Raw genomic sequence first — 25,366 nt, forward strand, 5'->3', positions numbered from 1 at the left:
AGCGGCGTCGGCGGCACCGTCAGCTGGCGACGAGCTCGACCTTGAACCGCTCGGCGTCCTCGAGGAAGGCCGCGTGGTGCTCCGGACCACCGGCGAACGGGTGTCGGTCCTCGTACAGGCGTGCCCAGCCGTGACCGGGAGCCTCGGCCCAGAGTCGCTCCACCGTCTCGGCAGTACCGGCGTGGAACGCCAGGTGGCTGAGCCCCGGTCGGCGGCGGTCGTGATCGCCGTCCAGCGGTGCCGATTCGAGCACGACGTACAGCTCGACGTGGTGCAGCGTGCCGATCGTCACAGGAGCTTCCGGAGGGTGTTCGTGTTGCGGGTCGTCGTCGTGCGCTTGAAGCGTGCGGCGGCGGCCCGCTTGGCGAACACGGTGTCGGTGCTCGAGCCCTTCGGACACGACCAGTAGATCACCCCGTCCCCGCGGGTGACCTGCTCGACCGCGTCGTCGAGTTCGAGGTCCGCGACCAAGGCGTCGAGCGCATCGTCGTCGGACCCGAACACGACGTAGTCGTGCCGTTCGTCGGCACGCGCGAAGGGGAACCCGTCGACCACGGCCGCGAGGGCGTCGTGCCGGACGAGCACGATCCAGGCGTCGTACCCGAACCGGTCGCGCAGCCCCTGCTCGATCGACGTCTTGAGCTGCTCGGCGGGCACGTCGGCGGAGAACACGACGTTGCCCGAGGCGAGCACGGTGCGGACGTCGTCGAACCCGAGCCCTCGGAAGAGCTCCGCGAGCTCAGCGCTCCGGATCGTGATGCCGTTCACGTTGACCCCGCGCAGCAGCGCCACCCACCTGTCCATGTCCGGACGGTAGCGGTCCGGGCCGCTCACGTCCACGTCCGGGCCACGCCCCAACCCGCACCCTGCGGCACGATGTCGACCACCAGGGCCTCACCGTCGTCGTCGCTGGTCGCCTGGAACCGCCAGCCCACGGTGCGCTCGGGCGCGTGGGTGATCGCGGTGGGCAGCTCGGCGCGCGTCACGGTCAGCCGGGTGGGGGTGTCGCTCACCCGCCAGCGCCGTCCGGCCCACACGAGCCGGGTCGGCGTGCCCTCGGCCCACCACACCGTGGCGGCCGTGTCGGTGATCATCATCGGGTCTCCTCGTTCGAACGTGTGTTCGAATGGTAGGTGTCGACCTCCGACGTCGCAACTGACCGTTGCATTCAGAACACGTTCTGAATAGGCTCGATCCATGACGCTCGTCGCTCCGCCCCGATCCCGACGGTCGGTGCAGTCCTCTGACCTCTCCCGCCACGCCAAGCAGGTGTTCGCTGCCGCCGAGGAAGCCCCGCTCGAGGTCACCCGTCGCGACGGGAAGCCCCTCGTCCTCACCACGAAGGAACGATCCGACGACGACGACGCAGTGCTCGACATCGCGGCGCAGCTCATCGCCGCGGTGACGCTCAACGAGCAACTGCCACTCCACGATCGGCTGGCGATCCCGTACCCGTGGATCAAGCTCCTCAGCGCCGCAGACCAGCAACGCTTCGCCCGGGAGATCGTCGACGTCGCCCGTGGCTCGTTCTCGCTCCGGCAGCCGCGCAGACTCCTGCTCGAGATGCAGGCGTGGCGCAACAGTGCCGAGGCGATCGCCGCGGGCTGGGACACCGGAGAGCCGGAGATCCTCGCCGAGCCGATCCGCGTCGAGAAGCCCTGACGCGGTGGCGGGCCGGCGCGGCGGGGTCCCCCGGCCGATCCGTTCGACGGAGTACACGATCGTCTTCGGGACACATGGCGCGGAACAGGGGTGGCGCGACGTGGTGGCGGTGCAGCGGAACGCAGTCCCACCACCCCAACCAGACGAAGTGACTGCGCTCGGCCTCGGCAGTCGTCGTGTAGACGGGACCCATGACGAACGACGCACAGGGCCCCGACGCGCAGCACCAGGTTCCCGAGGGGGTGTCGGAGGCCACGGTCGAGGCACTCGGCAGCCTGTCCGCCGCGGTCGAGGTCATCGAGCACGCCCGTGGCCTGCTCTACGGGTTCCACCGCCTGACCGGCACCGCTGACCTGAACCTCGGTGAGGCGGTCGAGCAGCTGCGGAAGGCCGGGCACACCGAACTCGCCGAACGCATCGACACCGAACTCGTGGGCCGCAACGTCATCGCGGGCCGCTGGACGTTCCAGATCGTCGAGGACTACGACGACGGCTACTACGCCCTCGCCAAGGAGCTCGAGCGCACGGCGCGGGACGAGCTCGTGCAGGGCCGTCGCCACCTGTTCGAGGCGGCCATGAAGGAAGACCGTCGCACCCAGGACCAGCGCCACCACGAGGCGACGCCGAGCGACCTGCCGGACTGAGCACGGGCCTCCAGTCCTGCGGAAGACGCCGGCGTCCTGCGGAAGACGCCCCGGAAACGTCGAGACGCCGCCGGAATCGGCGGCGTCTCGATGACACGACGGCGTCTTGCGCCAGGTCCAGGCAGACCCGGATCAGCAGGCCCAGCAAGGCCCAGCCGCAAAGCGTCAGCCGACGCCGAGCAGCGCCTCCAGCGGCCCGCGCGCGAAGTACAGCAGGAAGCCCGCGGCGACGACGTAGAGCAGCCACGAGACCTCACGGCCACGGCCGGACAGCAGCTTGATGAGCACCCAGCTGATGAAGCCGGCGCCGATGCCGTTCGCGATCGAGTAGGTCAGCGGCATGACGACGATCGTCAGGAACGCCGGCAGGGCCGAGCCGAAGTCCGACCACGAGATGTCCGCGACCTGCGCGACCATGAGCGCACCGACGACGACGAGCCCGGCGGCGGCGACCTCGAGCGGGACGACCTGGGTGAGCGGCGTGAGGAACATCGACGCCAGGAACAGCAGGCCGGTGACGACCGAGGCCATGCCAGTGCGGGCGCCCTCGCCGATGCCGGAGGCCGAGTCGATGAAGACCGTGTTCGACGACACCGACGCGCCACCACCGGCGATCGCGCCGACGCCCTCGACGACGAGCGCCGACTTCAGGCGGGGGAACGTGCCGTCCGGCTTCGCGACACCGGCGGCCTTGGCCAGACCGGTCATGGTGCCCATGGCGTCGAAGAAGTTCGTGAAGACCAGGGTGAAGACGAGCATCGACGCGGCGAGCGGGCCGATGCGGGTGAAGGCGCCGAAGACGTCGGCGTGGCCGACGAGCGACAGGTCCGGCACGGCGAACAGCGCGCTCGGCAGGCCGGGGGCGTTGAGGTTCCAGCCGGTCTTCGAGTCGACCGAGGTCGGCACCTGGAAGATCGCCTGCAGGATGATCGCGATGATCGTGGTCGCGACGATGCCGATGAGCAGCGCACCCTTGACCCGGCGGGCCATGAGCGTGCCGATGATGATCAGGCCGATGAGGAACACGATGGTCGGCAGGGCGCCGACGGAGCCGTCCTCGCCCAGCTGCAGCGGCGGCGACGCGAGCCCGGAGGACCGCACGAAGCCGGAGTCGACGAGCCCGATGAAGGCGATGAACAGGCCGATGCCGACCGTGATCGCGGCCTTGAGCTGGGCCGGGACGGCGGTGAAGATCATCGTCCGGATGCCGGTCAGCGCGAGGATCACGATGATCACACCGTTGATGACGACCAGGCCCATCGCCTCGGCCCAGGTGACCTGGTGCACGACGCTGACGGCGAGGAACGAGTTGATCCCGAGCCCCGCGGCGATGCCGAACGGCAGGTTCGCGATGATGCCCATCGCGATGGTCATCACGCCGGCGACGAGGCCGGTCGCCGCGGCCACCTGAGCGTTCTCGAGCCATCCGCCGCTGACGTCCTTGGCGGCCTGGTCGGCGCTGAACCCGCCGAGGATGAGGGGGTTCAGGATGACGATGTACGCCATCGTCACGAACGAGACGAGGCCACCGCGGACCTCGCGGGGGATCGACGATCCGCGTTGCGTGATGGAGAAGAATCGATCGAGGCCGGTCGCGAAGCGGTTCCGGGGCGTGGTGTCGGTCTGCGGGGCGCTCACCACGAGAGTTTAAAGGACGCTGGGTTTCGGGCGTGTCACACCGGTCTCACAGGTTGTGACAGCCGGGAGGCCCGTTCCGCGCGGATCGCGCACCTCGCGCTGGGCGTCTGCCCGCGTTCTCCGGCCATGGCTGGTGTTGGATGAGCGGGTGACGTCACCCATGGACCGCGCCCGTGTGCAGGCCGCCGTCCGCGAGCTGCTGCTCGCCATCGGCGAGGATCCCGACCGCCCGGAACTCACCCGCACCCCCGCCCGGGTCGCCGACTCGTACGCCGAGTTCTTCTCCGGGATCGGCACCGACGCGGTCGCCATCGCCCGGGACGGCACCGTGCACGCCGAGGACGGTGAGCGCGGTCGGCTCGTCATCGTCCGGGACGTGAAGTTCCGCTCCGTCTGCGAGCACCACCTGCTGCCGTTCCTCGGGGTCGCGCACCTGGCGTACGCGCCGGGCGACCGTCTCATCGGGCTCGGCACGCTGGCGCGGGTGCTCGACGCGGTGGCCTCCCGCCCGCAGCTGCAGGAGCGGCTCGGCGAACAGGTCGCCGCGACCATCGCCGAGGGGCTCGGTGCCGAGGGCGTCCTGGTGGTCCTCGACGCGCAGCACCAGTGCGTCACGACGCGTGGGGAGCGCCAGACCGGTTCGACGACGGTGACGGTGGCGGCGAACGGTTCGCTCGCCGACGCCGCGGGACGGGCCGAGGCGATCGCGCTCATCGGTGCGGGGCGTGGGACCGAGGCCGGGCACGACGAGCGTGCCGGGGCGGACGCATGACGGGCCTCCCGGACGGTGCAGCCGGACCCGGCGCGGCCGGACCCGGCTGGGTCGTGCCGGACCTGCGCCACCCGGTCCGGACGTTCGGCCGCCGCACCATCGACTTCGACCACCGCATCGCCGTGATGGCGATCGTGAACCGCACCCCCGACTCGTTCCACGACCGCGGCGCCACCTTCGAGCTCGACCGGGCCGTCGCCGCCTCGGTCCGCGCCGCCGAGCAGGGTGCCGACTGGGTCGACATCGGTGGCGTGAAGTTCGCCCCCGGTCCGGAACTGCCCGCCTCCGACGAGATCGACCGCGTCGTCCCCGTCGTCGAGCAGCTCGCCCAGCAGTCCGACGTCGTCATCAGCGTCGACACCTTCCGCCCGGAGGTCGCCGCAGCGGCGATCGCAGCCGGGGCGACCGTCGTCAACGACACCACCGGCCTGTCCGACCCGCGGATGGCCGCCGTGGTCGCCGACTCCGAGGCCACCGTCGTCATCACGCACTCCCTCGCGGAACCCCGTCGTCCGCTGCCCGCACCCCCGCAGTACGGCGACATCGCGGGCGAGGTCGTCGCGTTCCTGCGCGAACGGGTCGACCGAGCGCTCGCCGCGGGCATCCCCGAGTCGCGGATCATCGTCGACCCGGGCCACGACCTGCACAAGAACACCGTGCACACCCTCGAGCTCACCCGTCGGCTGCCCGAGGTCGTCGCGCTCGGCTACCCGGTCCTCGCCGCGGTGTCGAACAAGGACTTCGTCGGGGAGTCGCTCGGACGCCCCCGCGGGGAACGGCTCTCCGGATCGCTCGCCGTCGCGACCGTGAGCGCGATGCTCGGCGCCCGGATCGTCCGGATGCACGACGTCGCCGAGAGCGTCGACGCGATGCGCATGGTCGAGGCCACGCTCGGATGGCGCACCCCCGTGGAATCGAGGCACAACACGTGAACGTCCTGCCCCCGTCGATCGCGGACCTGTCCGACGACGACCTGCTCGACCTCTACACCGCCGACGCCGGGGCCCCCTGGCTCCGCGTGAACTTCGTCGCGACGCTCGACGGTTCGGCCTCGGCTGCCGGGGTGTCCGGGTCGCTCGGCGGCGACGACGACCTGCGCGTCTTCGACCTGCTCCGGCGGGTGGCCGACGTCGTGCTCGTCGCCGCTGGCACCGTCCGCGACGAGGGCTACGGGCCGATGGTCCTGCACGACGCCGACGTCGCCTGGCGTCGGGCGCACGGCAAGCCGGACCACCCCGTGTTCGCGATCGTCACCGGCTCGCTGTCGCTCGACCCGGGGTCTCGGGTGTTCACCGAGGCGCCGGTGCGCCCGATCGTCCTGACGTCGGCGACGGCGGCTGCGTCGTCGAAGGCCCAGACACTCGCCGAGGTCGCCGACGTCGTGCCCTGCAGCGCGGACGACGAGCCGGACTCGGTGGACGCCGGGCGGATCCGAGGCGTGTTGGCCGACCGTGGCCTCGGGATGATCCACTGCGAGGGCGGGCCGTCGTTCCTCGGGGCGCTCATCGCCGCGGACGCCGTCGACGAGCTGACCCTGACGCTCGACCCGTCGCTCGAGGGCGGGGAGGGGCCGCGCATCGCCCGGGGGTCCTCGCCGGAACTCCGGCGGATGCGACCGGCGCACGTGCTGCTCGGCGCCGACGGCGTGCTGCTCACCCGGTACGTCCGGGCGCGCTGACCCGTCCGCGCTGGTGCCGGGGCGCGCTGACCCCCGTGGGCTAGGGTCGGGCGCGTGATCGACATCGTGGCGTCCGGGGTCCTCTTCGACATGGACGGGACCCTCGTCGACTCGACCGCGGTGGTCGAGGCGACCTGGACCCGGTTCGGCCACGCGAACGGCATCGACCCCGTCGAGATCCTCGCGTTCTCGCACGGACGGCAGGCGATCGACACCCTGCGCCGCTTCCTCCCCGATCTGCCCCTGGCCGAGCAGCAGCGGATCGCGGCGGAGCTCGTCGCCGAGGAGACCGCGAGCACCGAGGGCATCCTCGAGATCCCCGGAGCCGTCGCCTTCGTGCAGCGACTCGTCGAACTCGGCGTCCCGGTGGCCCTCGTGACGAGCGCCCCGCGTGACCTCGCCGCGGGCCGGATGGCCGCCGCAGGGTTCGCCGTGCCCGAGGCCTTCGTGCCCTCGGAGGACGTCGAGCACGGCAAACCCCACCCCGACGGCTACCTGCGCGGAGCCGCCCTGCTCGGTGTCGACCCGACCGACTGCGTGGCGTTCGAGGACGCCCCGGCCGGGCTGGAGTCCGCCATCGCCTCGGGCGCGACCACGGTCGTCGTCGGTCCGCTCGAGCACCCGGTGACGGCCGGCCTGCACCGGGTCCACGGGTACGACGGCCTGACCGTCGAGCGCGACGGCGAGGCCTTCCGCATCCGCGGCTGAGCCCGGCGCCCGTCCTGCCTGTCCGCGGTCTGCCGTCGGTCAGGACACCCCGCCCGGCTCGCGCCGAGTGGTCAGGAACCGTCGGCTGCGCCGCCGCCAGCCGACGCGTCGCGACCGCCCGGCGGACCTGAGCGGGGAGTTGCGACCGCCCGGACGGCGGCCTGGAGGCCCGTGGTGGGCCCGCACCGTGCCTCCAGGCCGACTGTGGGCGCGTCCACGGCGCCTCGCCGGCCGGTCAGGACACCTCGCCCAGCCTGCGCCGAGTGGTCAGGAACCGTCGGCTGCGCCGCCGCCAGCCGACACTTCGCGACCACCCGGCGGACGTGAGCGGGGTGTTGCGACCGCCCGACCGGACCCCCGAGCCGCCCCTGGAGGCCTGCCCAGCCGACCTCGACGACCCTCGGGTGTGCGGCCGGAACGACCGGGCCGCGGAAGGAGCGGATCATGGCAACCCTCGACGGCAAGAAGATCCTCGTCATCACGACGAACTACGGCGTGGAGCAGGACGAGATCGTCGTCCCCACCGAGCAGCTGCGTGAGCGCGGTGCCTCGGTGACCGTGGCGGCGAAGGAGACCGGCACGATCCAGACGCTGGTCGGCGACAAGGACCCCGGGCAGACGCTCGAGCCGGACACCACCATCGCCGGTGTCGACGCGAAGGACTTCGACGCCCTCGTGATCCCCGGCGGCACGATCAACGCCGACACGCTGCGCCAGGAGTCCCGCGCGGCGACGCTCGTGCAGGCCTTCGCCGAGGCGAGCAAGCCGGTCGCGGCGATCTGCCACGGCCCGTGGACCCTCGTCGAGGCGGGTGTGCTGTCGGGCAAGACCGTCACGTCGTTCCCGTCGCTGCAGACCGACCTGCGCAACGCCGGAGCCGAGTGGGTCGACCAGGAGGTCCAGGTCGACGGCGGCTTCATCACCTCCCGCACCCCGGACGACCTGCCGGCGTTCGTCGATGCGATCGAGAGCGCCCTCACCGCCTGAGCACTGTGCCGCAGGGCGGTCGCCCCGCCCGGCGGTGGCGTCAGCCGAGCGCGACGGGGCGGGCCGTGCGGAGCACCGCGGGTCCGAGGGTGAGCACACCGTCGGACTCCGGATCGCACCGCACACCGCCCCGGCCGCGCATCGCCCGGAACGCCCCGGGGGCCACCTCGTGGTCCATCCAGGCGCAGGGGTTCGCCGCGCGGTAGCCACGGAACCGGACGGCACGACCGAGGTCGTCGCCGCCGTCACCACCGGGAAGCACGCTCTCCAACGAGAACGGCTCGCCCCGCAGCGCCTCGACGTCGGCACCGCGGAGGAACACGTTCCGCCGGGTCGCAGCGGGGTCGACGGTTGCCCCGATCGCCTCGCCGACGGCCTCGAGACCCTCCATGCCGATCACCGTGACCGAGGCGTGCACGTGCGCCCGGGCCGCGAAGTACCGGTCGCCGACGATGCCCAGCCCGGACCGGAGCTCGATCCGGTCGCGTGACTCGTCCGGATCGTCCGCGCCCACCGGCAGCGCGCCGTCGGCGGGGCGTCCCTCGTACCGGTGCCGCGGCGAGACGAGCAGCAGCGCGACCTCGACCTCGGTCCGGAACGGCAGGTCGTCGAGACCGGCCACGTCGTCTGCGGAAGTCACCCGGCCAACGCTAGCCGGGCCTCCCGGCCGTGCGCTGCTCCGTCCGATTCCCGCCAGTCGACGTCGGCGGCGCATGTCAGGCTGAGTCCATGACCACCCCGGACACCGACGTACAGCCGGACGCGCTGCACGCCGAACGGCACCGCGCCGTCGCCTCGCGCGACGCGCGCTTCGACGGCCAGTTCGTCACCGCCGTGCACTCCACCGGCATCTACTGCCGGCCCAGCTGCCCGGCCCGCACGCCGAGGGTCTCGGGCGTCACCTTCTACCGCACGAGTGCCGCAGCGCACCTGGCCGGCTTCCGCGCCTGCAAGCGCTGCTTGCCCGAGGCGACCCCCGGCAGCCCCGAGTGGGACCTGCGCGAGGACGTCGCCGGCCGGGCGATGCGACTCGTCCTCGACGGTGTCGTCGAGCGCGACGGCGTCCCCGGGCTCGCCGCGCGTGTGGGCTACTCGGAGCGGCAGCTCAACCGCATCATGACGGCCGAGCTCGGCGCCGGACCGAAGGCGCTCAGCCGGGCGCACCGGGCGCAGACCGCGCGGACCCTGCTCACCTCGTCCGACCTGCCCGTCGCCGACGTCGCGTTCGCCGCGGGCTTCGCCAGCGTCCGGCAGTTCAACGACACCGTGCGCGAGGTCTTCGCCGTCACCCCGACGGAGCTCCGCGCACGCCGGTCCGGGCGAGGCGACGGTGCCACGGACGGCGGCGACGGCGCACTGCACGTCCACCTGCCGGCCCGGGCGCCGTTCGACGCGCAGGGCCTGCTCGACTGGCACGCGCTGCACGCCCTGCCGGGCACGGAGCAGGTGGACACCGACCCCACGGGCCGGGTCACGTCGTACGGGCGGCTGGTCGACCTGCCTGGAGGCCCGGGCTGGTTCAGCGCGTCGGCAGCCGTCCCCGACGTGGCCGGGCGGGGCACCGGGATCGACCTGCGCGTGCGGGTCACCGACCTCTCCGACCTGCCCGCGCTCGTGGCGCGGGTGCGTGCGCTGTTCGACCTCGACGCCGACCCGGTCGCCGTCGACGCCGTCCTCGGAGCCGTGCCCGAGCTCGCCGGACCCGTCGGACGGGTGCCGGGTCTCCGGCTCCCCGGCGCGGTGGACGCGCACGAGATCGTGTTCCGCACCCTGATCGGGCAGCAGGTCTCGGTGGCCGCGGCGCGCACGGCGCAGACCCGGCTCGTGGCCGCACTCGGCGCGACGGTGCCGGACGCCATCCGGCCCGGCGGGCTGCTGTTCCCGTCCGCGGTCGCGATCGCCGAACGCGGGCACGAGGTGCTGCGCGGCCCCGCCGCCCGCGTCGGCACGATCCTGCGGGTGGCTGCGGCGCTCGCCGACGGGTCCCTGGTGGTGGACGGTGGGCAGTCCCTCGGTGACCTGCGCGACGGACTCCTCGCGGTGAAGGGCATCGGGCCGTGGACCGCCGACTACGTCGCGCTGCGGGTCCGGCACCACCCGGACATCTTCCTCCACAGCGACCTCGCTGTGCGGAACGGTGCACAGGAACTCGGGCTGCCCGGAACGGCGCGCGAGCTCTCCCTATGGTCGGAGCAGGTGGCCCCCTGGCGGAGCTACCTCACGATGCACTGCTGGCGACCGATCATCGACCGCGCGATGACCGCGACCGCCGGCGCCCGTGCAGCCCGTGCCCCCGAGGACCCCCGGAAGGACGACCGATGACCGACGCAACCATCCAGACCCTGGACACCCCTGACGGGGCGTTCACCGTGCTCGAAGACGCCGAGGGCAGGGTCCTCGCGTCCGGGTGGACCGACTCCGTCGAGCGGATCCTCGCCCGTCTGGCCGACCGCCACCGCCCCGACCGGGTGCTCGACGGCGTGGTCGCCTCGGCCGACGCGGTCGACGCCTTCTACTCGGGCGAGGTCGAGCACGCCATGCAGGTGCCCGTGCGCCAGTTCGGCACCGAGCTCTTCACCGAGGGGTGGCGCCAGCTCCGCCGGATCCCCGCCGGCGGCACCCTGACCTACACCGGGTTCGCGGCGGCGATGGGCCGGCCCGACGCCGTGCGCGCGGCGGCGAGCGTGTGCGCCCGGAACGCTCCCGCGCTCTTCGTCCCGTGCCACCGGGTGCTGCGCTCGGACGGCACGCTCGGGGGCTTCGCGTGGGGGCTCGACGTCAAACGGTCCCTGCTCGAACGGGAGTCAGTGGGCACCACGGCACTCGTCTGACTTGTACAAAACGATCTAGAATGTACAGGTGAGCGAAGTGTCGATCTCCGAAGCCCGCGGCCGTCTGGCGTCGATCATCGACGACGCCCGGCACGAACCCGTCTACCTGACCCGGCGCAACAAGCGCGTCGCCGCCGTGGTCGACGCGGCCGTCCTCGACCGGTTGCTCGAGGCGGCGGAGGACCTGGACGACCTGGTCGCCTACGACGAAGCCGTTGCGGAGAGTGCCCGCATCGGTGGTGAGAACGTCAAGTGGGACGACCTCAAGCGCGAACTCGGTCTCGGGTGACGTACTCGGTCGAGGTCATCCCGGCCGCGCAACGCGTCATCCGCAAGCTCCCGCTCGACGGGCGACGGCGGATCGAGGGGCTCCTCGCGATCCTCGCCGAGCACCCCCGGCCACCCGCCGCACGCAAGCTCGTGAACCGGCCCGGGTGGCGGGTCCGCTCGGGGGACTACCGGCTGATCTACCGGATCGACGACGGCAAGCTCATCGTGGTGGTCGTCGATGCCGGGCACCGGCGCGAGGTCTACCGGGACCGATGAGCCGGCAGCCGGCAGCCGGCAGCCGGCAGCCGGCAGCCGTCAGCCGTCAGGCGATCGCGCCGCGCAGGCTGTCCACGTGCAGTTCGACGAGCGCCAGGACCCGCTCGGGCGCACGTGCCGCCGGATCCCACGTGTGCTCGACCGCCAGCCCGTCGATCAGCGCGTGCAGCCGGTCGACCTCGTCGGTCAGGTCGCGACCGTCGCCGAAGCCGCCGTCCTCACGCAGGATCTCCAGCGCCCGGGTGCACACCCGGCGGACCCCGTCGTTCAGACGTCGGGCACTCGCGGCCAGGTGGTCGTCGGTGCGCGCGAGCACGCCGAGCTGCACCTGCGCCAGGATCTCGGTCGTGCGCTCGGCGTCGAGCGGCAGCACCTGGGCGAGGACGTCCAGTGCGAGCGCACGACCCGTCGAACGCAGGGCGGCGAGCCGAACGGTGACCCGTTCCTCGATGATCGTCAGGCAGTGCTCGCGCAGGGCGTGCTGTGTCGGGAACACGCGGCGGAGTGACGCCGGGGCGATGCCGGCCTCGTCCGCGACGTTCCGCACGGACAGCGCGCTGAGGCCGTCCCGCTCCAGGATCCGCAGGCAGGCCGCAGCCACCAGGGATCCCCGTTCCTCGAGGTCGACACGGCGGGGCACCGGGTCAGCCTACGGCCGGCTCGACGCTCCGGCCGGGTCCGCGGCTGCGGTGGTGACTCGGCGCGGCCAGATCGTGTAACTGATCGCCCACAGCAGTTCGACGCCTAGGACCACCCCGAGCAGTGCGACCGTGCCCTGCAGCTCGTCCGTGCGCTCCGGGTCCCCGACGACGAGGACGAGCGCACCGATGATCCCACCGGCGATCAGCACGGCGAGCCCGGTCCGCAGCACGTCGCCCCAGCACCGGGCCGTGTACCGCCGTCCACTCAGACGTTCCGGTGCGGGACCCCCGGCGAACCGGTGCGTGAACCGGACGTCCGCCCACGCGATCATCCGGTGCCCGTACGCGACCGACAAGCCGATGTAGATCGCCGCGAGTCCGTGGTGCCACGACGCGGTTCCGCCACCGAGCAGGTCGACCGCGACGACCGCGAGCAGCACGACGTCGATCACGGGTGCCGCGACGAGCATCGCCGCACCCGTGCGCGGCCGTCGCAGCAGGTACCGGGTGGTCAGGCCGCCGAGGATCGCGACCCAGAAGGCGATCTCGCAGGCGACGATGGCGATGAGTGTCATGGTTCCCCGTTGCAGTGGCGGTGTTCGTTTGAGTACAGGTGTACTCAAACAGGATGGCACGGCGACCACCACGGTGTCGAGCGACCGGGTTCTGCCCCTGGAAGCGGGGGGAGACACGGACTCCCACGCCTGCGACACTCGGAGGACCGGTAATCCGCACGGTCCCCTCCGAGGCCCGACGCATCGCCGTCGACAGCTCGCAAAGGACCCCATGCTCCCTCCAGTCGACCGAACGGTCGTCTCCTCCGACGGCACCACCATCGCCGTCTCCGAGGCAGGGGACGGGCCGGCGGTCGTCGTCGTGGGCGGTGCCTTCGACCACCGGGGGACCCCGTACCTCGACCGCGTGGTCGCCGAGCTCGGCTCGACGCACCGCGTGGTGACCTACGACCGCCGTGGCCGTGGTGCCAGCGGTGACTCCGCGACGTGGGCCATCGAGCGCGAGGTCGACGACCTGCGCGCCGTCGTCGAGAGCATCGGCGCACCGACCACCGCCGTCGGCATCTGCGTCGGCGCCGGTGTCGTGCTGCACGGGCTCGCCACCGGACTGCCGGTCGACGGCGCCGTCCTGTGGGAACCGCCGTACCGTGCCTCGGTCGACCCGCACGCCGACGACGTCGTGTTCGCCGACCTGCTCGACGAACACGTCGGTGCCGGCCGCCGCGCCCAGGCCGTCCGCGGGTTCCTGACCCAGGTGCTCGGGGTCCCGATGGGCCAGGTCACGGCACTGCGGCTCAAGGGGTCGCTCTGGCGCTCCCTGGTCGTCGACGCCCACGTGCTCAGCCGCGAGGTCCGCGTGCTGAACGGCCTCGCCGTGCCCGAGCGGGTCGCTGCCGCCGTGGGTGTGCCGGTGCTCGTCGGCGCCGGTGGCGACGGACTCGAGTGGATGCGACGAGCCGCCCGAGCCGTCGTCGACGCGGTGCCCGGTTCGGAGTACGCCGAGGTGCCCGGGCAGGGACACGTCCCCGCTCCCGCGGCCCTCGGAGCCCTGATCGACCGCGTCCGGAGCCGGATCGTCTCGCCCAGCAGCTGACTGCGAGAGGATGGGCGGGTGAACGCACCCCGCCTCGGTCTCCTGCTCGACGTCGACGGGCCCATCGCCAGCCCGGTCTCCCGCACCATCGCGATCCCGAGCATCGTCGCGGACCTCGTCGCGCTCGCCGCCGAGGGCATCCCGATCGTCTTCAACACCGGCCGCAGCGACGCCTTCATCCGCTCCGAGGTCGTCGGCCCCCTGCTCGCCGGGGGCCTCGCCGAGGGTGGCCGCGTCCACGCCGTCTGCGAGAAGGGTGCCGTGTGGTGCTCGATCGGTCCGCAGTACGACGGCGGCATGGGCGAACTGACGGTCGCCGAGGACCTCGCGCTGCCGCGGGACTACGCCGACGAGATGCGCGAGCTGGTCCGCGACGAGTACGCCGACCTGGTGTTCTTCGACGAGACGAAGCGCGCCATGGTGTCGATCGAGCAGCGCGTCGAGGTGCCGAACGCCACCTACCTGGCCCGCCAGCCGGACTTCGACGCGAAGGCCATGGCCGCACTCGAGCGTCGCGGGCTCGGTGTCCGCCGCCTCGACGACGTCCGACCCGACGCCGACGGCGCCGTGCAGTGGCGCATCGACCCGACGATCATCTCGACCGACGTCGAGTCCGACCGCAGCGGCAAGGACCTGGGGGCCGAGCGCTCGCTCGAGCTCCTCGGGCAGGACGGCGAGCTCCCGGTCACCTGGCGCACCGTGGGAGACTCCCGCAGCGACTACGCCATGGCGGACTGGCTGCACGCCCACGGCCACGAGGTTGCGCACGTCGACGTCCGTCCCGCCGACGGGGTGCCGGCCACGCCGTACCCGGTGCTCACCGCGCCCGACGGCGTGATCCACGACGAGGCCGGAGCCCGGTTCCTGGCGGACTGGCGCGCGGGCCGCTGACGCGAGCACAACCGCATCCCGCTGACGCGGCCGCGGCCGCGGCCGCAACCGCGCCCCGCTGACGCGGCCGCGGCTCTGGACGCACCCATCGGCCGGCCGAGCGGTACGCGCCGGACCCCCGCCGCGCCTCGCGGCCGTCGCCGGACCGAGCCACCGTCCGGGCGGACGCTTTGCGTGACACAGTGGTACACCAGTACCCTTCCGAGGTCCGCCGCCAGCCGATGACGGGATCCACCCCATGGCAACGAAGCTCCGCATCAAGTCGATCGAGGCCTCCCTGGCCGACTCCGAGGAGCAGGGCAGGTCCCTGAAACGCTCCCTGAAGACGTTCGACATCGCCGCGATGGGGATCGCGGTCGCCGTCGGCGCCGGCATCTTCTCGGTCGGCGCGAACGCCGCCGCGAACTTCGCCGGGCCCGGCGTCATCATCTCCTTCCTGCTCGCCGCCGTCACCTGCGGCCTGGCGATCATGTGCTACGCCGAGTTCGCGTCGACGATCCCCGTCGCCGGCTCCGCGTACACGTTCACCTACGCCACGATGGGTGAGCTGCTCGCCTGGATCGTGGGCTGGGACCTCATCCTCGAGACCCTCACCGCCAGCGCCGTGATCGCGAAGTACTGGGGCATCTACCTCAGCGAAGCGTTCAAGGTGTTCGGCGTCGACCTGCCGAGCACGATCCAGCTCGGCCCGATCCCCTTCACCTGGGGGCCGGTGCTCATCGTCGGGATCTTCACGGTGCTCCTCGCCTTCGGCACGCGCCTGTCGTCGCGGGTGTCGGCGGTCATCACCGTCATCAAGGTCGCGATCGTCGTGTTCGTCATCGTCGCCGGTGCGTTCTTCGTCAAGGCCGCGAACTTCACCCCGTTCATCCCGCCGGCCGAGCCCGCTAAGGGTGCCGAGGGCAGCGTCTGGACGCAGTCACTCGTGTCGTGGTTCACCGGTGCCGAGCCCGCCCAGTACGGCGTCTTCGGCCTGCTCGCCGCGGCGTCCCTGGTGTTCTTCGCCTTCATCGGCTTCGACGTCGTCGCCACGAGCGCGGAGGAGACCGAGAATCCGCAGAAGACCCTGCCGCGCGGCATCTTCATCGGCCTCGGCATCGTGACCCTGCTCTACGTCGGCGTCAGCATCGTCATCACCGGCATGGTCTCGTACCAGCGCCTGGCCGAGGAGGACACACCGTCCCTGGCGTCGGCGTTCAACATCGTCGGGCTGCCGTGGGCCGCCGGCATCATCGCCATCGGCTCCCTGATCGGTCTGACCACCGTCGTCATGGTGCTGCTGCTCGGCCTGTCCCGCATCGTCTTCTCGATGAGCCGCGACGGCCTGCTGCCCCGCTGGTTCTCGAAGACCAACCCGAAGACGCAGACCCCGGTGCGCGTGCAGGTCGTCGCCGGTGTCGTCGTGGCGCTGCTGGCAGGGTTCACGGCGGTCGACAAGCTCGAGGGCATGATCAACATCGGCACGCTGTCCGCGTTCGTCCTGGTGTCGATCGGCATCGTCGTGCTGCGTCGTTCGCGCCCCGACGCCCCGCGGGCCTTCCGGGTGCCGTGGTCGCCCGTGCTCCCGATCATCTCGGCGGTGCTGTGCTTCTGGCTGATGCTGAACCTCGAGGTCGAGACCTGGCTCCGGTTCGTCGTCTGGCTGGCCATCGGCTTCGTCATCTACTTCGGCTACAGCCGTCGGCACAGCCGCGTCGGCCAGCGCATGCAGTAGGGCGGTTCCGCGGGTCGGCCTGGCCCGCAAAACACCGGTGTTCGCACGTTGCACACCCGCAGACCGTGGCGCGACGTGTGGACACCGGTGTTTTGCATCCACCGCCCGCCCGCCCGCCGCGCCGCCGCTACGCGCCGACGAGCAGCAGCACACCGAACGCGAGCATCACGACGGCGACCAGCCCGTCGAACACCCGCCAGGTCAGCGGCTTCTCGAACAGCGGCCGCAGCAGGCGTCCGCCGAACCCGAGTGCCCCGAACCACAGGCAGCTCGCTGCGACGGCACCGATCGTCCAGAGCCACCGGTCGTCCGCACCCTGCTGGTTCGCCACCGACCCGAGGAACACCAGCGTGTCCAGGTAGACGTGCGGGTTCGCCCACGTGAAGACGAGCATGGTCAGCACGGCCGTCCGCATGGTCACCACCTGGCCGGGAGGCGCGATGCGCGTCCGCCCCGCCGCCACCGTCGTGCCGGTGGTCGCGTCCACCCCCGCGCCCGCGTCCGTGCTGGCGCCCACCACACCGTCGTCGGCCGCCTCGTTGGCGACCCGCATCGCGTCCCCCGAGGGCCGCAGCGCACGCCGCGCCGCGAGCACCCCGTACGTGAGCAGGAACGCGGCACCGATGAACCGGATCACCAGGAGCGCCACGGGGAACCGCTCGACCACGGCGCCGACCCCGAGCACCCCGGCGACGATGAGCAGCGCATCCGAGACCGCGCACACCACGACCGCCGCGGCCACCACCCGGAGCCCGGCGCTCACGGCGAGGCGCAACAGGTAGGTGTTCTGCACACCGATCGCGACGATCAGTGCGAGTCCGGTGCCGAGGCCGGAGAGCAGGGGCAGGAGCGCGGTCACGGTCCGACGCTAGGGCCGCCTGCCGGTGTAGTACAGCTCACGTTCCTGCAGCACCGTAAGCTCAACTGCATGACCCGGTTCCAGCGCGAGCACCTCGAGACGCTGCTCGCCGCCGTCGACCACGGCACGCTCGACGCGGCGGCCCGCGCGCTGGCGATCACCCCGTCGGCGGTCTCACAGCGGATCAAGTCGATGGAGCAGCAGGTCGGCCGGGTCCTGCTCCAGCGCACCACCCCGGTGCGCCCGACCGCGGACGGCGCAGTCGTGCTCCGGCACGCACGGCAGGTCCGGCTGCTCGACGAGGAGACCTCCCGAGCCCTCGGCGGTGGATCGTCGGTGGTGCCGTCGATCCCGCTGGCCGTGAACGCCGACTCGCTCGGCACCTGGTTCCTCGACGCCCTCGCCCTCGTCCGGGCCGACACCGAGGTGGTCTTCGACCTGCACCGCGAGGACCAGGACCGCACTGCCGAACTGCTCCGCGCCGGCACGGTGATGGGTGCCGTGACGGCCGAGGCGGATCCGGTGCAGGGCTGCTCGTCGGTGCCGCTCGGCATCGACCGGTACCGGGCGGTGGCGTCCCCGGCGTTCGTCGCCCGCTACCTCGGCGACACCGGCACCGAGCGGCGGATGCTCCGGCGGCTCGACGAGGTCCCGCTCGTCGACTACGACCGCGACGACGACCTGCAGCAGGGGTACCTGCGCCAGGTCCTCGGCCACGCTCCCGGCGGACCGCGTCACTTCGTCCCGACCTCCGCCGACTTCGCTCGTGCGGTCACGCTCGGGTTCGGGTGGGGGCTGCTGCCCGAGGCACAGTGCCTCGAGGCGATCGACAGCGGCGTCCTGGTCGAGCTGGCCCCGGGTCGGCACGCCGACGTGGCGCTGTGGTGGCAGCGCTGGAACCTGGCGTCACCCCTGCTCGAACGGGTCACCGACGCCGTCCGTGCGACCGCGTCGTCGCGACTGCACCCCGCGCGACTGCACTCCGCGCGTCAGGTCTGACAGCGCGGACACCAGTAGGTGTCGCGCAGGGTGAGTTCCGAGTCGCCGAGTTCGCCGTGCCGGATCGGTGTCCCGCACCGCAGACACGGCTTGCCGGCACGGCCGTAGACCCAGAACCGTCGCCCGGGGCGGTCGACGCCGGTGGTGACGCGGGCGCTGCGGTCGCGGTTCGCCAGGATCAGTCGGCTGGCGAGCGTGATCGTCCGCGCCGGGTCCGGCACCTGCCCGACCGGACGCGTCGGCAGCACCCCGCGCAGGAAGCAGAGTTCATTCCGGTACACGTTGCCGAGCCCGGCGAGCACCCGCTGGTCGAGCAGCGCCAGCCCGACCGGGCGTTCGGGGTCCTCGGTCAGGTTGGCGAGCGCGAGGTCGGCGTCCCAGTCGGGGCCGAGCAGGTCCGGCCCCAGGTGTCCGACGACCTCGGACTCCTGGTCGCGCGGCACCACCTCGAGCACCCCGAGGGCGAAGCCGACGGTGGAGATCCCCTCGGCGTCCAGGATCGCCCGGGCCTGGTGCGCCGGACGTCGCCAGCGGTCACCGGGCGCGTAGACGTCCCACCGGCCCTCCATCTTCAGGTGCGAGTGCACGGTCAGGTCGCCGATGCGGTGCAGCAGGTGCTTGCCGCGGGGGACGACCTCGTCTACGGTGCGGCCGACCAGGTCGAGCGTCGCGAACGCGGGGACCCGGAAGTCGCTCTTCGTCAGGACCTTGCCCGCCAGCGCGGTGTGCAGGCGGCGGGCAGCCCGGTAGACGGTGTCGCCTTCAGGCACGGGTCACCTCCGGCACGTGGTCGCTGCACTGCCGGGAGGCGCGGCTCGCCTCACACACGGAGCCGCAGCCCCTGCGGGGTCGCCGTGAACCCCGCGGCCCGGAGCGCGCCACCGAGCGGCGTCTCCAGCACGAAGTCCCCGTCGACCCGCTCGACCGAGAGCTTCCGCAGCCCGGTCCGGACGATGCCGGCGATCGAGGCCGCCGCGGCAGCGAGGTCGGCGGCATCGTCGGTGAAGGTCAGCACCGACTTGCCACCGCGCTCCACGTACACGGTGAGCTTGCCGTCGACGGTCGTGACGAGGGCACCCGCCTTGCGCCCGGGCCGGTGACCCCGGGTGGCCTTCGCGCCGCTTGCCGCATCGTTCGCGCCGGTGCTCTCCACACCGGCTGCGACGGCATCGTCCGGAACCGCGGGATCGGCGTCGCCCGTCGGCCACGGCAACGAGGCCCCGAACGGGTTCGCCGGGTCGGTCGCGGCGAGCGTGAGTGCCTCGCGCTTCCGGTCCGGATCGTCACGCTCGTCGTCGCCGAGTTCGCGGGCGTAGGTGCGCAGCCGGTCGACGGTCGGACCGGTGGCGAACTGGGCGGCACCGAGCCCCTCGACGAAGTACCCGCGACGAGCCCGGCCGGACTCCTCGAAGCGCGAGAGCACCCGGTACACCCCGGCGAAACCACCCCGGACGCCCTCGACCTGCACGGCACCGCGGGTGACGACGCCGTAGCGTTCGAGCAGCTGTTCGGCGGTCGCCGCGGCCCGCACGGTCGAGTCGGACTCGGCCAGCGGCAGGAGCGACCAGCGACCCCCGACGGACGGCGGCCCGGACTGCGTCGGCATCGTCGGCCGCCGACGGCCGCGGTAGGCCCGAGCCCGCGGAGCGCTCGAGCTCTTCGCCTTGCCGCCGAGCATCGAGCGCAGCGGGGCGAACGTGTCGTTCGTGATCTGCCCGGCCCAGACCAGGTCCCACAGCGCGGTGGTGAGCGCCTGGTCGTCACTGCTGCCCACGGCCTGGCCCAGCTGCCGGAAGAAGTACGCGCCACCGCCGGCCAGGGCGCCGAGCACGTCCCGCTGCAGCTCGGTCGTCTCGTCCCCGGAGGGCTCGGCGAGCGTCGTCGCCGCGGTGTCGGCCAGGTGCAGGCGCACCCAGCCGTCGTTGCCGGGCAGGGTGCCCCCGCCGGACCACAGGACCTCGCCGGTTGCGGTCAGTTCGTCGAGCATGCTCGTCGAGTAGTCGGTGACGCGCGACGGCAGCACCAGGGTCTCCCAGGCGCTGGCGGGCAGGGCGACCCCGGCGAGCTGGTCGATCACCTGCAGGACGCCGTCGACGCCACGGAGCCCACCGCGGTTCCCGGGGGTCTGCACGTGCTGCCAAGCGGGCAGGAAGCGGGCGAGGGTGTCCGGCGAGACCGGTTCGACCTCGTGCCGCAGCGCTGCGAGGGACTTCGTGCGGATCCGTCGCAGGACCTCGGCGTCGCACCACTCGGCACCCTGGCGGTCGGGGCGGAACTCGCCCTCCACCACCCGGCGGTCGGCGACGAGTCGGCGCAGGGTGTCCTGCACGACGGCGATGCCCAGCCCGAGGCGACCGGCGGCCTCCTGCGCGGAGAACGGCCCGTGCGACCGGGCGTAGCGGCCGATCAGGTCACCGAGCGGGTCGGCGACGGGCTCGACGAACGCCGTGGGCACACCGATCGGCAGCGGGACCCCGAGAGCGTCGCGCAGACGGGCGGCGTCCTCGATCACGGCCCAGCGCGTCGCCCCGGCGTGCGAGAACGAGAGCACCCGGCGGTCGCGCTCCAACACCTGGAGCGTGCTGCGCAGTTCGGCGGTGGCCGCTGGACGGTCGGCGGCGTCGGCGAGCCAGCTCCGGTCGACCGCTTCGTCGAGGTCGAGCGCGCCGACGAGCCGCAGCACGTCCACGAGTCCCTCGGCGTCACGGGCTCGGCGGTCCGGCGACAGCCGCTGCAGGTCGCGCTCCACCGAGGTGATGACGGCCGGGTCGAGCAGCTCACGCAGCTCCGCACGGCCGAGCAGCTCGCCGAGCAGGGTCGAGTCGAGCGACAGGGCCGCTGCCCGGCGTTCTGCGAGCGGGGTGTCCCCCTCGTACATGAAGGCCGCGACGTACCCGAACAGGATCGACCGGGCGAACGGCGATGGCTGCTCGGTCTCCGTCTCGACCAGGCGGATCCGGCGTCCGGCGATGTCGTCGGCGATCCCGAGCAGTGCGGGCACGTCGTAGACGTCCTGCAGCACCTCGCGCACGGTCTCGAGCACGATCGGGAACGTCGGGTACTTCTGCGCGACCTCGAGCAGCTGCGAGGCCCGCTGCCGCTGCTGCCAGAGCGGCGACCGCTGCCCGGGGTTCCGTCGGGGCAGCAGCAGGGCGCGCGCCGCACACTCACGGAACCGCGCGGCGAACAGCGCCGAGCCCCCGACCTCGTCGGTGACCAGGGCCTCGAGGTCGTCGCGCTCGAACACGAACAGGTCGGCACCCGGCGGCTCGGCGTCGGTCTCCGGGATGCGGACGACGATGCCGTCGTCGGCCGCCATCGCGTCACCGTCGATGCCGTGCCGTTCGCGCAGCCGTGCGGCGACGGCCAGGGCCCACGGCGCGTGCACCTGCATGCCGTAGGGCGAGTGCAGGATGAGCCGCCAGTCCCCGAGCTCGTCGCGGAACCGCTCGATGACGAGCGTGGTGTCGTTCGGCACGTGACCGGTGGCCGCGCGCTGGTCGCGCAGGAAGGTCAGCAGGTTGGTGATCGCGCGCTCGTCCAGTCCACCGGCGGCGACGCGGGCGCGGGCGTCGTCGTCCGAGGCGCCCTCGACCTCGCGCACGAACGCACCGGTCGCCCGGCCGAGCTCGGCGGGCCGGCCGATGCCGTCGCCCTTCCAGAACGGCACGCGTCCGGGCTGCCCGAACGCCGGGCTCACGACGACGCGGTCGTGGGTGATCTCCTCGATCCGCCAGCTCGTCGCACCGAGGGCGAAGACGTCGCCCACGCGCGACTCGTAGACCATCTCCTCGTCGAGTTCGCCGACGCGGGACGCCTTCTCGCCGACCATGAAGACGCCGAACATGCCGCGGTCGGGGATCGTCCCGCCGCTCGTCACCGCGAGGCGCTGCGCACCGGGGCGCCCGGTCAGGGTGCCGTGCACGCGGTCCCAGACCAGCCGTGGCCGGAGTTCGGCGAACTCGTCGCTCGGGTACCGGCCCGTGACCAGGTCGAGCGTCGCCTCGAACGCCGATCGGGGCAGGCCGCTGAACGGGGCGCTCCGCCGCACGAGCTCGAACCAGTGCTCGACGTCGAGGGTGTCGATCGCCCCGGCCGCCACGGTGTGCTGCGCCAGGACGTCGAGCGGGTTCGCCGGCACCGAGATCGACTCGATCTGGCCCGTGACCATCCGCTCGACCGTGACCGCGCTGTTGACCAGGTCAGCCCGGTGCTTCGGGAACAGCACGCCTCGGGAGATCTCGCCCACCTGGTGTCCGGCACGACCGACGCGCTGCAGGCCGCTCGCGACGGAGGGCGGCGCTTCGACCTGGACGACCAGGTCGACCTCGCCCATGTCGATGCCGAGCTCGAGTGAACTCGTCGCGACGACGCACCGCAGCCGACCGGACTTCAGGTCGTCCTCGATGATCGCGCGCTGGTCCTTCGACACCGAGCCGTGGTGTGCGCGGGCGAGCACCGGGACGGAGGCGTCCGAGCCCCCGCCGCCCGTCTGCCCGGACCCGCCGATCAGCTGCGCCGGCGGGCGCTTGGCCCCCTGGGGTGCGACGGCGTGCGCCGAGGTGCGGGCCGGTGACTGCGGGCGGCCCCGCGCCACCGGGAGGCCGTCGTCGTCCGGTGACGCCCCCGCCGGCACCAGCACGCCGTCACCGGCGGCGGCGAGCACGCGTTCCTCGTGGATCTCGTTGAGCCGCGCCGTGAGCCGTTCGGCCAGCCGTCGCGAGTTCGCGAACACGATGGTCGAGCGGTGTTCCTCGATCAGGTCGACGACACGTTCTTCGACGTGCGGCCAGATCGACCCGTTCGTCGGCGACTCGGACGCGTCCGCACCGACCGGCGGCGCCCCGAGCTCGGTCATGTCGTCGACGGGCACGACGACCCGCAGGTCGAAGGTCTTCTGCGCGGGCGGCGCGATGATCGTCACCGGGGCGCGGCCGCCGAGGAACCGCGCGACCTCTTCCGGCGGGCGGACGGTCGCGGACAACCCGATGCGCTGCACGGGCTTGTCGAGCAGGTCGTCGAGGCGCTCGAGGGACACGGCCAGGTGTGCGCCGCGCTTGGTCGAGGCAACCGCGTGGACCTCGTCCACGATGACGGTGTCGACGTTCACCAGGGTCTCGCGCGCCTGCGAGGTGAGCATCAGGTAGAGCGACTCGGGCGTGGTGATGAGGATGTCCGGCGGCTGGCGCAGGAGCTTCTGGCGGTCGGACGACGGGGTGTCACCGCTGCGCACCCCGACCGTGACGTCGGGCGGTTCCGTGCCGAGCCGCCGAGCGGTCTGGGTGATGCCGACGAGCGGGCTCCGCAGGTTGCGCTCGACGTCGACGCCGAGGGCCTTGAGCGGCGAGACGTAGAGCACCCGCGTGCGCTGCTTCGCCGGCGGACGGTCCGTCGCACTGATGAGCCGGTCGATCGACCACAGGAACGACGCCAGGGTCTTGCCGGAGCCGGTCGGGGCGATCACGAGTGCGTGCTGCCCGGTCGAGATGGCGTCCCACGCCCCGGCCTGCGCCGGCGTCGGTGCGTCGAAGGCGCCGCGGAACCACTCGGTGGTCGCGGGGGAGAAGCGCTCGAAGACGTCCGTCATGGTCCGTCCCATCCTGCCCGCCACCACCGACAGCAGGCCGAGCGCACGTACCCCTTGACAGAGCAATAGTTACCGATCTATCGTAAACACATCGCGATACGACGAAGACGATCAGGTCAGACCGGTCGCGAGCCGACTCAGCACGACGAAAGGACTCCTCATGCGCCCCTCGTATGACGACAACAGCAACACGTCCCCCCGCGACCAGCGCGGGTTCGGCCCGCGCGGCCCCCGCTTCGGCGGCGCGCGGCAGCACCACGGCGCCGGCTTCCCCGGCCGTGACCGCGGTGACCACGACCACGGCGGCCGCGGCTTCGGTGGCCGCGGGTTCGGCCCCGGCTTCGGCCCGGGCATGGGCTTCGGCCCCGGTTTCGGCGGGCCCGGTTTCGGCCGCGAACGCCGTCGCCGCGGTGACGTCCGTCTCGCGATCCTCGGCCTGCTGGCCGAGGGCCCGCAGAACGGGTACGCCGTGATCAAGACCATCGCCGAGCGCACCGGTGGTGCCTGGAAGCCGAGCCCCGGCTCGGTCTACCCGACGCTCCAGCAGCTCGTCGACGAAGACCTCGTGGTCTCGTCGGGCGACGGCCGCAAGACGCTCTTCGAGCTCACCGACGCCGGCAAGGCCGAGACCGAGGCCAAGGCCGACGAGATCGCCGCGGCACTCGACGGGGCCCCGGGCATCCCGGACGCCCAGCGCGAGTTCTTCGAGGCGCTCCGGAAGACCATGGGCGTCCTGCAGATGTACCGCAGCACCGCGACCGAGGAACAGGCCAAGGCCGCCACGGCCAAGGTGGACCAGCTCCGCAAGGACCTGCTCCAGATCCTCGCCGACTGACGGACAGGAGGCCCGGTGCCAGCTGGCACCGGGCCTCCAGTCCGTCCGCACATCGTGAGCAGCTGTGGTCGGGTCCGCACGTCGGACCCGACCATTCGTGCTCACGAAGCGCGCTCCGCAGCGCTACCCCGCGCCGACGAAGGCGGCCACGTCCGCCAGCTCCGCCGTCGACACGGCGTGCGGCAGGCCCGCGTAGGAACGGTCGGTCACGTCGGTGTGCGCTGCGGCCCACGCCTGCGTCCGGGCGGTGGCCTCGGGCGGGATCACCGGGTCGAGGTCGCCGTGCCCCAGGAACACCCGCGGCCGCACGGCCGACACGGCCTCGTCGCGGGAGTCCGTGACGCCCGGCACGACGAACCCCGACAGCGACACGGCGAACGCGAACGCCGCGGGCCGGGCGCGCAGCAGCTGGAGCGCCATCGAGCCGCCCTGCGAGAACCCGAGCAGCCCGATCCGCGGGTGGTCGGCGGCGACGGAGTCGATCCAGTCGAGCACCTCGGCGGTCGCGGCGTCCACCGCCTCGGGCGCGGGGGAGCCGGGCGTGCCGAGCGGGTACCAGCTGAAGCCGGCCCCCCACGGCATCGGCGCCCGGAGCGACGCGACCGTCCACGCGGGCGGCAGCGCGGGGGCGAGCCCGCGCAGGTCGTGCTCGTTCGACCCGACCCCGTGCATCGCCACGAGCAGGGGTGTGCCCCGCCGGTCCGAGGTACTCCGGGTCCACTGCACCAGGTCCGCATCGATCATGTGGACAACGCTAACCATCCCC

27 protein-coding genes are annotated in these 25,366 nt (G+C 72.6%); 16 read left to right on the plus strand and 11 right to left on the minus strand.

What is annotated here, in order from left to right; translation table 11 throughout:
- Positions 1–19 precede the first annotated feature (19 nt).
- From DEJ01_RS03175 to DEJ01_RS03185, 3 genes are read right to left on the minus strand one after another with little or no spacing between them, the layout of a single operon-like run.
- A complete protein-coding gene (locus tag DEJ01_RS03175) occupies positions 20–292 on the minus strand; it encodes a hypothetical protein (RefSeq protein WP_258375630.1) in 273 nt (90 codons plus the stop codon).
- Positions 289–804 carry a DUF1697 domain-containing protein gene (locus tag DEJ01_RS03180; protein WP_111092256.1) on the minus strand — a complete coding sequence of 172 codons (516 nt, stop codon included), beginning with the start codon at positions 802–804 and terminating at the stop codon, positions 289–291. The genes DEJ01_RS03175 and DEJ01_RS03180 overlap by 4 nt, the downstream gene beginning before the upstream one ends.
- 26 nt (positions 805–830) lie before the next feature.
- Positions 831–1,094: a hypothetical protein gene (locus DEJ01_RS03185; RefSeq protein WP_244993283.1), complete on the minus strand. Its 264-nt coding sequence runs from the start codon at positions 1,092–1,094 to the stop codon at positions 831–833.
- A gap of 103 nt (positions 1,095–1,197) precedes the next feature.
- On the opposite strand from DEJ01_RS03185, the gene DEJ01_RS03190 reads away from it, so the two are divergent.
- Positions 1,198–1,662, plus strand: a complete 465-nt coding sequence (locus DEJ01_RS03190) for a hypothetical protein (protein ID WP_027466785.1) — start codon at positions 1,198–1,200, stop codon at positions 1,660–1,662.
- A 191-nt stretch (positions 1,663–1,853) separates the two neighbouring features.
- Positions 1,854–2,306, plus strand: a complete 453-nt coding sequence (locus DEJ01_RS03195) for a hypothetical protein (RefSeq protein ID WP_111092194.1) — start codon at positions 1,854–1,856, stop codon at positions 2,304–2,306.
- 165 nt (positions 2,307–2,471) lie between these two features.
- On the opposite strand, the gene DEJ01_RS03200 is transcribed toward DEJ01_RS03195, so the two are convergent.
- Complete coding sequence (locus DEJ01_RS03200) at positions 2,472–3,947, minus strand: NCS2 family permease (protein ID WP_027466783.1); 1,476 nt, start codon at positions 3,945–3,947, stop codon at positions 2,472–2,474.
- 157 nt (positions 3,948–4,104) lie between these two features.
- On the opposite strand from DEJ01_RS03200, the gene folE reads away from it, so the two are divergent.
- The 5 genes from folE to DEJ01_RS03225 all read left to right on the plus strand — a co-directional run bounded on the left by folE (position 4,105) and on the right by DEJ01_RS03225 (position 8,089).
- On the plus strand, positions 4,105–4,716 hold the full coding sequence (folE, locus tag DEJ01_RS03205) for a GTP cyclohydrolase I (RefSeq protein ID WP_111092195.1): 612 nt from the start codon (positions 4,105–4,107) through the stop codon (positions 4,714–4,716).
- Positions 4,713–5,648, plus strand: coding sequence for a dihydropteroate synthase (gene folP, locus DEJ01_RS03210; protein ID WP_111028936.1), 936 nt, complete (start codon positions 4,713–4,715; stop codon positions 5,646–5,648). Before folE ends, folP begins: the two co-directional genes overlap by 4 nt.
- Positions 5,645–6,394, plus strand: a complete 750-nt coding sequence (locus DEJ01_RS03215; RefSeq protein ID WP_258371274.1) for a pyrimidine reductase family protein — start codon at positions 5,645–5,647, stop codon at positions 6,392–6,394. The genes folP and DEJ01_RS03215 overlap by 4 nt, the downstream gene beginning before the upstream one ends.
- Positions 6,395–6,448: 54 nt before the next feature.
- Positions 6,449–7,102, plus strand: coding sequence for an HAD-IA family hydrolase (locus DEJ01_RS03220; RefSeq protein ID WP_111092196.1), 654 nt, complete (start codon positions 6,449–6,451; stop codon positions 7,100–7,102).
- Positions 7,103–7,546: 444 nt separating this feature from the next.
- Positions 7,547–8,089, plus strand: a complete 543-nt coding sequence (locus DEJ01_RS03225) for a type 1 glutamine amidotransferase domain-containing protein (protein ID WP_071245566.1) — start codon at positions 7,547–7,549, stop codon at positions 8,087–8,089.
- Between the two features lie 40 nt (positions 8,090–8,129).
- Here the strand turns inward: DEJ01_RS03225 and DEJ01_RS03230 are convergent, their stop codons facing one another.
- Positions 8,130–8,729 (minus strand): molybdenum cofactor biosysynthesis protein, encoded by a 600-nt coding sequence (locus tag DEJ01_RS03230; protein ID WP_258366977.1) that lies wholly within the window; start codon positions 8,727–8,729, stop codon positions 8,130–8,132.
- Between the two features lie 89 nt (positions 8,730–8,818).
- Here DEJ01_RS03230 and DEJ01_RS03235 point away from each other — a divergent pair, with 89 nt between their 5' ends.
- Genes DEJ01_RS03235 through DEJ01_RS03250 form a run of 4 tightly spaced genes read left to right on the plus strand, consistent with a single transcriptional unit; the run spans position 8,819 to position 11,466 of the window.
- A complete protein-coding gene (locus tag DEJ01_RS03235; RefSeq protein ID WP_111092197.1) occupies positions 8,819–10,411 on the plus strand; it encodes an AlkA N-terminal domain-containing protein in 1,593 nt (530 codons plus the stop codon).
- Positions 10,408–10,920, plus strand: coding sequence for a methylated-DNA--[protein]-cysteine S-methyltransferase (locus DEJ01_RS03240; protein ID WP_111028941.1), 513 nt, complete (start codon positions 10,408–10,410; stop codon positions 10,918–10,920). The genes DEJ01_RS03235 and DEJ01_RS03240 overlap by 4 nt, the downstream gene beginning before the upstream one ends.
- 28 nt (positions 10,921–10,948) lie before the next feature.
- Positions 10,949–11,209: a type II toxin-antitoxin system Phd/YefM family antitoxin gene (locus DEJ01_RS03245; protein WP_027466775.1), complete on the plus strand. Its 261-nt coding sequence runs from the start codon at positions 10,949–10,951 to the stop codon at positions 11,207–11,209.
- The gene (locus DEJ01_RS03250; RefSeq protein ID WP_111028942.1) at positions 11,206–11,466 is read left to right on the plus strand and encodes a type II toxin-antitoxin system RelE/ParE family toxin; all 261 of its coding nucleotides are present in this window, start codon (positions 11,206–11,208) and stop codon (positions 11,464–11,466) included. Before DEJ01_RS03245 ends, DEJ01_RS03250 begins: the two co-directional genes overlap by 4 nt.
- Positions 11,467–11,512: 46 nt before the next feature.
- Here DEJ01_RS03250 and DEJ01_RS03255 read toward each other — a convergent pair whose 3' ends face one another.
- Positions 11,513–12,106: a TetR/AcrR family transcriptional regulator gene (locus DEJ01_RS03255; protein WP_111092198.1), complete on the minus strand. Its 594-nt coding sequence runs from the start codon at positions 12,104–12,106 to the stop codon at positions 11,513–11,515.
- 9 nt (positions 12,107–12,115) lie between these two features.
- Positions 12,116–12,682: a hypothetical protein gene (locus DEJ01_RS03260; protein ID WP_111092199.1), complete on the minus strand. Its 567-nt coding sequence runs from the start codon at positions 12,680–12,682 to the stop codon at positions 12,116–12,118.
- Between the two features lie 211 nt (positions 12,683–12,893).
- On the opposite strand from DEJ01_RS03260, the gene DEJ01_RS03265 reads away from it, so the two are divergent.
- The 3 genes from DEJ01_RS03265 to DEJ01_RS03275 all read left to right on the plus strand — a co-directional run bounded on the left by DEJ01_RS03265 (position 12,894) and on the right by DEJ01_RS03275 (position 16,320).
- On the plus strand, positions 12,894–13,715 hold the full coding sequence (locus DEJ01_RS03265) for an alpha/beta fold hydrolase (RefSeq protein WP_111087718.1): 822 nt from the start codon (positions 12,894–12,896) through the stop codon (positions 13,713–13,715).
- A gap of 18 nt (positions 13,716–13,733) precedes the next feature.
- Positions 13,734–14,606: a hypothetical protein gene (locus DEJ01_RS03270; RefSeq protein WP_111092200.1), complete on the plus strand. Its 873-nt coding sequence runs from the start codon at positions 13,734–13,736 to the stop codon at positions 14,604–14,606.
- A 238-nt stretch (positions 14,607–14,844) separates the two neighbouring features.
- Complete coding sequence (locus DEJ01_RS03275; protein WP_110863247.1) at positions 14,845–16,320, plus strand: APC family permease; 1,476 nt, start codon at positions 14,845–14,847, stop codon at positions 16,318–16,320.
- Between the two features lie 127 nt (positions 16,321–16,447).
- Here DEJ01_RS03275 and DEJ01_RS03280 read toward each other — a convergent pair whose 3' ends face one another.
- On the minus strand, positions 16,448–17,179 hold the full coding sequence (locus tag DEJ01_RS03280) for a LysE/ArgO family amino acid transporter (protein ID WP_111092201.1): 732 nt from the start codon (positions 17,177–17,179) through the stop codon (positions 16,448–16,450).
- A gap of 69 nt (positions 17,180–17,248) precedes the next feature.
- Here DEJ01_RS03280 and DEJ01_RS03285 point away from each other — a divergent pair, with 69 nt between their 5' ends.
- The gene (locus DEJ01_RS03285; RefSeq protein WP_111092202.1) at positions 17,249–18,178 is read left to right on the plus strand and encodes a LysR family transcriptional regulator ArgP; all 930 of its coding nucleotides are present in this window, start codon (positions 17,249–17,251) and stop codon (positions 18,176–18,178) included.
- On the opposite strand, the gene DEJ01_RS03290 is transcribed toward DEJ01_RS03285, so the two are convergent.
- On the minus strand, positions 18,169–18,948 hold the full coding sequence (locus DEJ01_RS03290) for an Fpg/Nei family DNA glycosylase (RefSeq protein ID WP_111046447.1): 780 nt from the start codon (positions 18,946–18,948) through the stop codon (positions 18,169–18,171). The two genes, DEJ01_RS03285 and DEJ01_RS03290, sit on opposite strands and share 10 nt — an antisense overlap.
- Positions 18,949–18,998: 50 nt before the next feature.
- Positions 18,999–23,765: a DEAD/DEAH box helicase gene (locus tag DEJ01_RS03295; RefSeq protein WP_111092203.1), complete on the minus strand. Its 4,767-nt coding sequence runs from the start codon at positions 23,763–23,765 to the stop codon at positions 18,999–19,001.
- A 160-nt stretch (positions 23,766–23,925) separates the two neighbouring features.
- Between DEJ01_RS03295 and DEJ01_RS03300 the strand changes: the two genes are divergently transcribed.
- Entirely contained in the window at positions 23,926–24,600 is a 675-nt protein-coding gene (locus DEJ01_RS03300; protein ID WP_111038468.1) for a PadR family transcriptional regulator, read from the plus strand.
- A 123-nt stretch (positions 24,601–24,723) separates the two neighbouring features.
- On the opposite strand, the gene DEJ01_RS03305 is transcribed toward DEJ01_RS03300, so the two are convergent.
- Complete coding sequence (locus tag DEJ01_RS03305; RefSeq protein WP_111092204.1) at positions 24,724–25,344, minus strand: alpha/beta hydrolase; 621 nt, start codon at positions 25,342–25,344, stop codon at positions 24,724–24,726.
- Positions 25,345–25,366: the final 22 nt, after the last annotated feature.

It is taken from the genome of Curtobacterium sp. MCLR17_040, from assembly GCF_003234735.1.
Classification (GTDB): domain Bacteria; phylum Actinomycetota; class Actinomycetes; order Actinomycetales; family Microbacteriaceae; genus Curtobacterium; species Curtobacterium flaccumfaciens.